The 9454-nt window shown below is 73.2% G+C and carries 8 protein-coding genes and 1 tRNA gene; 4 read left to right on the top strand and 5 right to left on the bottom strand.

The genetic code is table 11. The features are described from left to right. Position 1 precedes the first annotated feature (1 nt). Both ABZT49_RS03675 and ABZT49_RS03670 read left to right on the top strand, forming a co-directional pair. Positions 2 to 86, top strand: a tRNA-Leu gene (locus ABZT49_RS03675). A 175-nt stretch (positions 87 to 261) separates the two neighbouring features. Beyond that, a complete protein-coding gene (locus ABZT49_RS03670) occupies positions 262 to 462 on the top strand; it encodes a hypothetical protein (protein WP_355283167.1) in 201 nt (66 codons plus the stop codon). A gap of 305 nt (positions 463 to 767) precedes the next feature. Here the strand turns inward: ABZT49_RS03670 and ABZT49_RS03665 are convergent, their stop codons facing one another. From ABZT49_RS03665 to fliL, 5 genes are all read right to left on the bottom strand, one after another. Then, positions 768 to 4172 carry a hypothetical protein gene (locus ABZT49_RS03665; RefSeq protein WP_355283164.1) on the bottom strand — a complete coding sequence of 1135 codons (3405 nt, stop codon included), beginning with the start codon at positions 4170 to 4172 and terminating at the stop codon, positions 768 to 770. Positions 4173 to 4253: 81 nt separating this feature from the next. Continuing rightward, on the bottom strand, positions 4254 to 5237 hold the full coding sequence (locus ABZT49_RS03660; protein ID WP_407943438.1) for a MotE family protein: 984 nt from the start codon (positions 5235 to 5237) through the stop codon (positions 4254 to 4256). Further along, positions 5234 to 5815 carry a DUF6468 domain-containing protein gene (locus ABZT49_RS03655; RefSeq protein WP_355283161.1) on the bottom strand — a complete coding sequence of 194 codons (582 nt, stop codon included), beginning with the start codon at positions 5813 to 5815 and terminating at the stop codon, positions 5234 to 5236. Before ABZT49_RS03655 ends, ABZT49_RS03660 begins: the two co-directional genes overlap by 4 nt. A 52-nt stretch (positions 5816 to 5867) precedes the next feature. Beyond that, the gene (gene fliM / locus ABZT49_RS03650; RefSeq protein WP_355283158.1) at positions 5868 to 7076 is read right to left on the bottom strand and encodes a flagellar motor switch protein FliM; all 1209 of its coding nucleotides are present in this window, start codon (positions 7074 to 7076) and stop codon (positions 5868 to 5870) included. A 28-nt stretch (positions 7077 to 7104) separates the two neighbouring features. Then, positions 7105 to 7620 carry a flagellar basal body-associated protein FliL gene (gene fliL / locus ABZT49_RS03645; RefSeq protein WP_355283155.1) on the bottom strand — a complete coding sequence of 172 codons (516 nt, stop codon included), beginning with the start codon at positions 7618 to 7620 and terminating at the stop codon, positions 7105 to 7107. A 277-nt stretch (positions 7621 to 7897) separates the two neighbouring features. On the opposite strand from fliL, the gene flgF reads away from it, so the two are divergent. Together flgF and flgG are read left to right on the top strand one after the other, a co-directional pair. Then, positions 7898 to 8644 (top strand): flagellar basal-body rod protein FlgF, encoded by a 747-nt coding sequence (gene flgF / locus ABZT49_RS03640; RefSeq protein ID WP_355283152.1) that lies wholly within the window; start codon positions 7898 to 7900, stop codon positions 8642 to 8644. A gap of 16 nt (positions 8645 to 8660) precedes the next feature. Continuing rightward, positions 8661 to 9452, top strand: a complete 792-nt coding sequence (flgG, locus tag ABZT49_RS03635; protein WP_355283151.1) for a flagellar basal-body rod protein FlgG — start codon at positions 8661 to 8663, stop codon at positions 9450 to 9452. The last annotated feature ends 2 nt before the right edge of the window (positions 9453 to 9454 follow it).

Raw genomic sequence — 9454 nt, 5'->3', positions numbered from 1 at the left:
GGCCCAGGTGGCGGAATTGGTAGACGCGCTGGTTTCAGGTACCAGTGGTGCAAGCCGTGGAGGTTCGAGTCCTCTCCTGGGCACCAACACCCTCAAGCGGTGTTGATGCCGGCCCCGAGCGGGGCATCAGCCGATCGGGCTTCGAAACCGCTCTCACGCTTCAAGACGTCCTCGCGATCCCTGCAGGCGCTCAACGCTGTGGAGATGGCGAACCGGTCCGGGCTGCCCAGCGTTGGGCTGCGCCAACCGGAGGACCCGCCCGTGACTGAGCGCCGCGACGACCTGCTCACCGCCCGCCCGCACCTGACCCGCCGCGACGAGGACGCGGCCGCCGCCAAGGCCGGCGTGACCCCGGCCGACCACGACGCGGCCCGCAAGCCCGACGCCCTCGATCCCGGCACCAGCGCGACCGGCGACGAGCCGCGGCCCCGGTCCGCCCCGGCGGGCGAGGGCGAGGTCTGATCCGGACGGATCCTGCCCGTGAGCCGTTGCCGCCTCCACGATCGTCCCTAATCCGGCGACAGCGACAAGCTGGCGCTGATGCCGGCCCTGTGCAGCGAAACATCCAATCCGGTCTGGACCGACTTCGGCGCCCAGGCGACCGGCCGACGAGACCGGCCACGACCCCGCGGCGAGCCACCCGGCGATTCGGGCCTGGCTCGACCGGATCGCCGTTCTGCCCGGCTGGCGGGCGCCCTACGACCTGCTGCCTGGCCGGCGCCTGCCCCGCTTCGACCGTCCGGACGGGGCTGCGGCCGAGCGGTCGCTCATCCGGGCGACGGTCCGCCGGCGCCGCGGGCCTCGGGCGCGGGGGCCGGGCTCGCCTCGGGCTTCGGCCGCTCCGGCGCGGCGCTCTCGGGGTAGCGGGCGCGGTAGGCGCGCAGGAAGTCGGTCAGCGTCTCGGCGCTGGTCGCCTGGCGCACCAGGCTGCGGAAGGCCGCGGTGCCGGAGGCGTTCGGCGCGGCGACGAGGCTGAAGGTGCGGGCGTCCGGGCTCTCGGCCATCTTCGCGGTGAACTTCGTGCGCAGGCGGTCGAGGCTCAGCGGATCCTCGGCCAGGGCGTAGGCGATGGCTGCGCGCATCACGTCGCCGCGCTCGGCGTCGCTCAAGGCGCCCGGCTCGCGCCAGCGGGTGCCGAGCAGGGCCTCGTGCGCCTCCCCGGCCTCGCGCCAGCGCCGCGCGCCCCACAGGATGTCGCCGCGTAAGTGCGCCGCCTCCGGGGTGGCATTGCCCTCGAGCAGCTCGAGGGCGAGGTCGGTGCGCGAGAGGTCGGAGAGGGCGCGGACCTCGAGCAGCAGGCGCGCGTCGCGGATCTGCGCCGGCAATTCCGGCAGGCGGGTGTTCTGCAGGACCTTGAGGGCCTTCAGCGGCTCGCCCTCCATCAGCCGGACGGTCGCGAGGCGGGCCGCCACGCTCGCCCGCGCTGCGCCGGTGAGGCGGTGGTCGACCTGATGCTGCAGCAGGTCGCCGGCGGCGTCGAGGAGGTCGAGGGCGACGAGGCGGTCGGCCAGGCGCCGCACGATCTCGTCGCCCTGGCGACCGATCGGCGTGAACTCCTTGAAGTCGTAGAACAGGGCCAGGGCCTCGATCTTGCCGAGGCTCGCGCCCTTATCCGACAGGAACAGGGCGGAGAACAACGCCACCGTGTCGTCGTGCAGCCCCCGAGTCGCCGGGTGGTCGGGGAAGAGGCGGTTGGCCTTGCGGGCGGCCGCGAAGGCGTCGCGCCAGCGGCCGATTCCGGCATAGAGCCGTCCGAGTCGGGCCAGGGCCTCGGCCTCGGCCTCGCCGTGCCAGGTCAGGGTCAGGCGCTCGAGCCGGTCGACCGCCGCCTCCGGCGTCATCGTGCCGGTGGCCCGGCCGAGATCGACCGCCCGCAGGGTCGCCTCGGCGGCGATGGCCGGTGCCGCGGTCTCGGCGAGCTGCTGGTAGGCGTGGCGGGCCTCGCCGTCCTGGCCGATCGCCTCGGCGAAGCGCGCCTTGAGGAAGGTCAGCCGGTCGCGGGCCTGGCCCGATTCGGCCAGCGGCGCGACGGCGGTGAGCGCCCGCTGGGCGAAGGCCGGGTCCTTGGCATCGAGGGCCGCCTCCACCGCCGTGAGGTAGAGCGCCACCTGCAAGTCGTCCGGATAGGCCTCGATCAGCGGCAGCCCGGCCTTGAAGGCGGCGACCGCCGCGGCGCTGCGCCGGCCGCGGGCATCGACGACGCCGCGCCACAGCCGCAGCTCGGGATCGAGCGCCCGCTTGCCGTCGGGGGTGAGGAAGCCGGCCGCCCGCGCGTCCTGGTTCAGGCGCAGGGCGGCGATGGCCGAGAGGAGCCGCACCGCTCGGTCGGCGGCGAATGGCGGATCCTCCCGGACCGCCAGGGCGAGCACCCCGGCGGCCTCGGCCGCGAAATCGTTGGAAAGGAGCACCCGGACGAGGTCGAGGCGCGCGGTGGAGCGGGCCGGCCGCTCGGCCGCGGCGGCCGCGGCTTCGGCGGCGCGCAGGCGGGCGCGCACGTCGCCGCGCTGGTCCTCGCGCCAGCGGTCGGGCTGCACCAGCAGGTCGGCGGCCTGGGCGGCCTGGGCGGCGTCCGGTGTCTCGACCACCGTCGACGAGACCGACAGGCCGCCGGGGCGGGTGATCGTCACCTCGGCGAGGCCCGGGCGCACGGCGAGGTCGTCCGCCGCCGCCAGCACGGCGACGCCCTGGCGGGTCGGCAGCAGCTCGAACTCGACGAATCGGCCGCGCTTCGGCAGCCCGGCGATGCGCGGGCCGCGGGCCGTCGCCACGGCGATGCGCTCGCCGTCGCGCTCCAGCCACAGGGTGCCGCCGGGACGCGCCAGCGGCACCGTCACCGCCGGCCGGCCGGTGGGATCGGCGCTGCGTTGCGCCGCCAGGACGTCGCCCCCCGGCAGGGCGGCGTCGCCGAGCACCAGGTCCCAGCCCTGCCCCTCCCCCGCCGCGAGCTGGGCGAGCACGCCGGCTTCGAGGCGCAGGCGCAGCACCGTGAATGCGCCCTCCGCCCGCGGCCCCTCGGCGACGCTCGCCGGCGCGCCCGCCGGCAGCGACGGCAGGGAGACCGCCGCGGTGCTCTCGAACACCAGGGTGGCGACCCCGCCGCGCTCGAACAGGGCCGCCGGCGGCCTGGCCGCGAACGGGAAGGCGATCCGCAGGCCTTGGCCTGTTCCTTGGCCCGTTCCTTGGGCCGCCCGGACGACCCGGGCCTGGACCGGGCCGGCCGGCTGGTCCGCCGGGGCGGGCGCCGGCGCCTCGGCGGGCGGGGAAGCCTCGGCCTGGGGGCGGGATTCGGCCGGGGCCGCGGTGGCGGTCGACGTGTCCGGCGCTCCCGCCGCGGGCTTCCTGTCGTCCTGTTTCCTGTCGTCGGCCCTCTTGTCGTCCGGCTTCTTGCCCGCCGGCTTGACGAGGTCGAGGACGTAGGAATCGTCCTCGCGGTAGCCCTCCGCGGTGAAACCCTCGCCGAGCGTCAGGGCGAGGCGGGCGGCATCCGTCCCAGCCTCGGTCGCGAGCGCCGTCGCGGCCGGCCGCAGGGCGGCGCGGGCCTCGGTCGAGTCGATCGTGTAGGCGCCGGGGATGCGTAGGCGGACCTCCGCGCCGGCGCGCTCCAGCGCCACCTCGGCCTCCCGCGGCAGGCGGACCGAGAGGCGGGTGAGGGTCGGCAGGGTGGCGACTTCGAGGCGCAGCGCCGTGCGCCGGGTCCGGACGGCCTCGCGGCGCAGGCGCTCGCTGAGCTCCTCGGACCGGCGGGACAGGTCGGCCAGCACCTCCGGCGGCAGGCCGGGCGGCAGGCCAGTCCAGCCCTCGGGCATCAGGTCGATGAAGACCCGCTCGCCCGCTTCCAGCACGTTGACCTTGTAGGAGGCCTGGAGCGCGACACGCAGGCCGGCGCCGTCCGGATCGCGCCGGACCTGCGCGACATAGGCCGGCATCTCGGCAGCCAAGCGCTCGCGCTGGCCGGTCACCGGCTCGCGGAAGTTCACCACCAGCACGCCGCCGGTGACCTTCGCGGTCACCTTCACGCCGTGGTCGAAGGTGAGCGCGATGCGCCCGAAATTCTTCTGCTCGCTACCCTGGATCGCCACGAGCTGCGCCGCGTCGGCCGCGCCCGCCCCGACGGCCAGAGCCGCCAGCGCGATCAGCGCCGCAGCGCGGCGGCTCCTGCCCGTCGAACCCATCGCACCCGCCCAGTCATCCTTGCGCCGGTACCATGCCGCCACAGGGCTAATGAGCGCTTAATCCAGGGGGGCCGGGGCGCTTCAGCGCGCCCCGTCGATCGCCGGCAGCTCGCCGGGGGGCAGGCCGGGGGCGATGGCGGCGGCCTTCGGCCCGCCGGCGCCGCGGGCGCGCTGGGCGAGGGCCACGGTCAGGCGCTCGGCGGCCTCGGGCTGCATCACCGCCAGCACCTCGGCCATCTTGCGCGGATTCATGCCGACCACCACCGGCACCAGCACCTCGAGCTTCAGTCGGTCGAAGACCCGGGCGGCCTCCTTCGGCTTCATCGTCTCGTACATCGTCACCAGGGACTTGAGCCCGGCGGCTTCCGCCTCGGCACGCTTGGCCGCCGCGTCGTCGCCCTTCTGCTCCAGGGTCTTGAGGTCGTTGATGCGGGTCTCGAGCTTGCGCTCGGCATTCTCGATCAGCTGCTCGCGGGTCTCGAGGTCGCGCGAGCGCTGCTGCAGGGCGTCGCGCCGGGCGCCGAGCTTCTCCAGGATCGCCCGCTCGGAGGACGAGGCCGGCTCGGGCACTGGCCGGGGCGCCTCCGGCGGCGGGGATGCGGGCGCCGGCGCGGCCTCCTTCGGCGAGAGCGACCCGGTGATGGTCGGGTCGAGGGGCTCGTAGCCGGAGCGGGCATGGACCAGGAACTCGGCGAAGCGGGCGCCGGTGGACGGCCCGGCCTCGAGGAGGGCGAGGACCTTCAGGAGCAGGAGCCCCGCGGCTGCCACCGCCACGGCGTCGACGAGGCGCAGGCGGATCGTCGGCCCGCGCCAGACCGGGTTCGCCAGCAGGCGCTGCACCATCACGGCGACGGAGGGGGGGGCCTGCGGGACCCGGGCGGGCAGCGTGCCGGCGGGCTTCGCCGCCGCGGCGCCCGGTGCCGCAGCCGTGGGAGTCGGGGCGGCGGCCTTCGGCGCCGCGGCCCCGGGCGTGGCGGCCGCTTGCGCCGCGATGCCGGCCGCGGCGGGCGGGCTCTCCGTCGGCGGCAGCCCGGCGAAGCGGCGCAGGAGCAGCGCGAGGGTCATGCGGCCTGGGCCTGCAGGCGGCTCAGGGCCCGCTCGCTGAGGGCGCGGGCGGCGGCGGCGGCGGCGCCGAGGCGCTCGCCGGTGGAGACCGGCCGCGGCTCGGGCGCAGGCGGCGGAACGGGGGCCGCCGGCGCGGCGGGGGCGTAGGCCGGCGCGGCCTCGGCCTGCGGCGCGAAGGCGGGCTGGGCGAAGGCGGGCTGGGCGGTCTGCCCGAACGCGGCCTGGGGCGCCGCCTCGCCGGGCACCGCCGCCCGGGCCTGGGAAACGATGCGGCCGATGCGCGAGAGCACCTCGTCGCCGGCCTGGAGCTGGGCGGCAAGGTCGGCATTGGTGCGCTCGGCGAGCCGCAGGCGCTCGGCGAGCGTGCGGTCGCACTCGGCCAAAGTGGTGCGCAGGCCGAGGATCGCCCGCTCGGCGGATTCCGTCGCCACCATCAGGTCGCCGATGGTCTGGCGCATCGCCGTCTCGTCGCCCTTGAGGCGGGTGATGCGGCGGCCGAGGCTGACCGAGGTACCGATGCAGGCGACGAGGAGGACCGCCACCAGCAGGTCGGCCAGGATGCTGACGATCAGGCTCACGAAACGGCCTCGCTGCGGGAGAAGAGGGAGGTGACGGGACGCATGGCGGGCTTCAACCGTCGTTGCGGTTCTGCATCGAGGCCTCGAAGGCCGCGAGGGTGGTGCGGGCGCGGCGCAAGGGGCGGGTCACCTGCACGGCGATGCTGTCCTCGAGGCGGCCGATCCGGCCCTGCGTCATCGCCCAGTCGCCGCAGCGCAGGGTGATGAGGTCGGTGGGCTTGGCGTCGAACATGATGGTGTCGCCGACCTCCAGCGACAGCACCCGGCGCAACGGCAGCGACATCTCGTGCAGCACCGCCTCGACGGCGACGTCGGCCTGGAAGATCTCGGTGGCGAGATGGCTTTCCCAGATGTGGTCGCGGCCGAGCTTCTCGCCCATGAAGCTCTGCAGGAGCAGGTCGCGGATCGGCTCGATCGCCGCGTAGGGAAAGAGGATCTGGAGCAGGCCGCCGCGGCCCTCCATGTCGAGCTTGAGGTCGATCAGGATCGCGGCGTTGGCCGGCCGGGTGATGGTGGCAAAGCGCGGGTTGGTCTCGATCCGGTCGATGAGGAAGCGCACCGGCGAGAGCGGCTGGAACGACGCCTCGAGGTCGGTCAGGATGATCTCGACCATCCGCCGCACCAGCTGCATCTCGATCGGCGTGAACGGCCGCCCGTCGAGGCGGATGCTCGATCCGCCGCGCTTGCCGCCGAGCAGGAGGTCGAGAGTCGAGTAGGCGAGGTTCGACTCCACCGTCACGATGCCCGAATTCTCCCAGGCATCGGCCCGGAACACGCCGAGCAGGGTCGGCAGCGGGATCGCGTTCAGGTAGTCGCCGAAGCGCACCGAGGTGATGTTGTCGAGCGTGACCTCGACGTTGTCCTGGAAGAAGTTGCGCAGGCTCGTCGACAGCAACCGGATCATCCGGTCGAAGACGATCTCGAGCATCGGCAGGCGCTCGTACGAGACGACGCCCGAATCGACGATGGCCCGGATACCGCCCGCGCCCGAGGCCGAGAGCTCCCGCAGCGAGAAGCCGAGGACCTGGTCGATCTCCTCCTGGTTCAGGATGCGGTCGTTGCCGGCGAGCTCGGGCAGGTTCTCCGACTCGCCCTCGTCGATCATGTTGGCCCATTCGGCCGCCATGTCGCTCGATTGCGCGGTGGTGCCCTGCTCGGCCAGGGCCGCACCCCATTCCTCCGCGAGCGAGGCGTCGCCGCCTCCGCCCTGCTCCATCAGGGCCGCGGCCCAGTCGTCGTCGTTGTCGTCAGGTCCGGCCACGGAAGCACCAAATCCCGCTAGAGGATTGTTATTGGATGATGAAGTCCTTGAAGAGCACGGCGTCGACCTTGGCGGGGTAGACCGCCACGTTGACCCGGCGCAGCAGCTCCTCGCGCAGGCGGTAGGTGCCGCCGGCAGCCTCGAAGTCGCCGACGCGCAGGTCGCGCACGAAGACCTGGAAGGTGTCCTCGACCCGCGGCATCAGCGGCTGGATCTCGGAAGCCACACGAGCGTCCCGCACCTCCAGGGCGACCTTCAGGCGCACGAAGCGCGGCTGGGTCTGCCCGGGCTCGGGCATCAGGTTCATGGTCATCTCGCGGATGTCCATGAACGCGACCGGCACCTTCTGCTCGGCGGCCGACTTCTCGGCATGGGCCGCGCGGCTGCGCATCACCATGAAGCCGCCGCCGCCCCCGGCCGCCAGCAGCACGGCGGCGGCGCCGATGAGGATCAGCTTCTTCCGGCTCTTGGCGGCGGGGACCGCCCCCTCCTCGCCTTCCCCCTCGCCCTCCGGCGCCGGGGCCTTCTTCGGCTTCTTGGCCATCGCCCGCCGTCCAACCCTTGAGAATCCGTCGCCGGACCGTTGCCAGAGAGTGTGCGAAGACGGTTAACGCGGCGTTAAGGCGGCAATTTCTGCCCGGTCGATCCTGCCGGGTCGGCACGAAACGCCGGGCTCCGGCGGCGCCTCAGATTAACCAAGCATTTGCCATAGCAGCAGAAATCCCCGTGGCCCGGCCTGGCACGGAGCCTGCGATGAGGTTTTCGGGTCCGCCGCTGGGGAGCGGGGTGGCCCGTCACCACGCATCGTCGGGGAGTAGCCGGTGCAGAATGCTCAGTTAATCGGGCTCTCGTCCCAGATGGCCTTGGGCCGCGAGCTCGAGGTCATCGCCAACAACATGGCCAACGTCACCACGACGGGCTTCAAGGCGCGCGCGACGCGCTTCCAGGAATACCTGATGCCGAAGGCGAGCGCGGAGACCTTCCAGCCCCCCGACCGCAAGGTGTCCTACGTCATCGATGCGGCGACGCCCCTCGACCTGCAGCAGGGGCCGATCGAGCCGACCGGCAACCCGCTCAACGCGGCGATCCGCGGCGAGGCCTTCTTCGCGGTGCAGACGCCGCAGGGCGAGCGCTACACCCGCAACGGCGCCTTCGAGATGAACGCGCAAGGCCAGATCGTGACGAGCGACGGCTACGCCGTGCTCGGCGACGGCGGTCCGATCCAGATCGGCCAGCAGGAGACCGGGCTCGCGATCGGGCCGGACGGCACGGTCTCGACCAACCAGGGTACCCGCGGCAAGCTTCGCCTCGTCACCTTCGCGGATCCGCAAGGCCTGACGAATGCCGGCGCCAACCTCTACTCGTCGAACACGCCCGCCCAGCCCGCGGGCCCCCAGGGGCGGATCGAGCCCGGTGCGCTCGAGCGCTCGAACGTCCGCCCGGTGCTGGCGATGACCCGGATGCTGGAGGTGAGCCGGGTCTACCAGCTCGTCTCCGACACGGTCTCGCGGCTCGATTCGATGCGCGGCCAGGCGATCCAGCGCCTCGCCGACGTCGGCAACGCGTAACCGGGAGCCTTAGACGATGCGCGCGCTCTACGCCGCCGCCACCGGCATGGCGGCCCAGGAACTCAACGTCCAAGTCATCTCGAACAACATCGCGAACCTGCGCACCACCGGCTACAAGCGCCAGCAGGCGCATTTCCAGGATCTGCTCTACCAGAACCTGCGCCGGGCCGGCACCGCGACCTCGGACCAGAACAACCAGCTGCCGGCGGGCCTCGCCCTCGGCTCGGGCGTGAAGACCACCTCGACCGCCCGGGTGATGTCGCAGGGCACCCTCACCTCGACCGAGAAGACCTACGACATCGCCGTGCGCGGCGAGGGCTTTTTCCAGGTCACGATGCCGGACGGGCGCACCTCCTACACCCGCGACGGCTCGTTCGACCTCGACGCGCAGGGGCAGATCGTCACCCGCGAGGGTTACCTGATGAACCCGAACATCACGGTGCCGAACAACGCCACCGCCGTGACCATCAGCGCCTCGGGCATCGTGCAGGCGCAGATCCCGGGCCAGACCGCGCCGCAGAACCTCGGCCAGATCCAGATGGCCCGGTTCGTCAACAAGGTCGGCCTGGAATCGATCGGCGACAACCTGTTCGTCGAGACCCTGGCCTCCGGCCCGCCGATCACCGGCAATCCCGGCACCGACGGGTTCGGAAACCTGCAGCAGAGCTACCTCGAAGAGGCCAACGTCAACGCGGTCTCGGAGATCTCGTCGCTGATCGCCGCGCAGCGCGCCTACGAGATGAACTCGAAGGTCGTGACCGCCGCCGACCAGATGCTCTCCACCACCTCGCAGATGTTCCGCGGATGAGC

This window comes from Methylobacterium sp. EM32 (genome assembly GCF_040593685.1).
In the GTDB taxonomy this organism is placed as follows: Bacteria; Pseudomonadota; Alphaproteobacteria; order Rhizobiales; family Beijerinckiaceae; genus Methylobacterium.
Note: the sequence above shows the minus strand (reverse complement) of the source record. Positions and strands in the feature narration are given on the sequence as shown.

Excerpts from the sequence above, each read along its gene's own strand:
- fliL (WP_355283155.1), bottom strand. The coding sequence starts at position 7,620 with ATGGCCAAGAAGCCGAAGAAGGCCCCGGCGCCGGAGGGCGAGGGGGAA.
- ABZT49_RS03665 (WP_355283164.1), bottom strand. The coding sequence starts at position 4,172 with ATGGGTTCGACGGGCAGGAGCCGCCGCGCTGCGGCGCTGATCGCGCTG.
- flgG (WP_355283151.1), top strand. The coding sequence starts at position 8,661 with ATGCGCGCGCTCTACGCCGCCGCCACCGGCATGGCGGCCCAGGAACTC.
- ABZT49_RS03660 (WP_407943438.1), bottom strand. The coding sequence starts at position 5,237 with ATGACCCTCGCGCTGCTCCTGCGCCGCTTCGCCGGGCTGCCGCCGACG.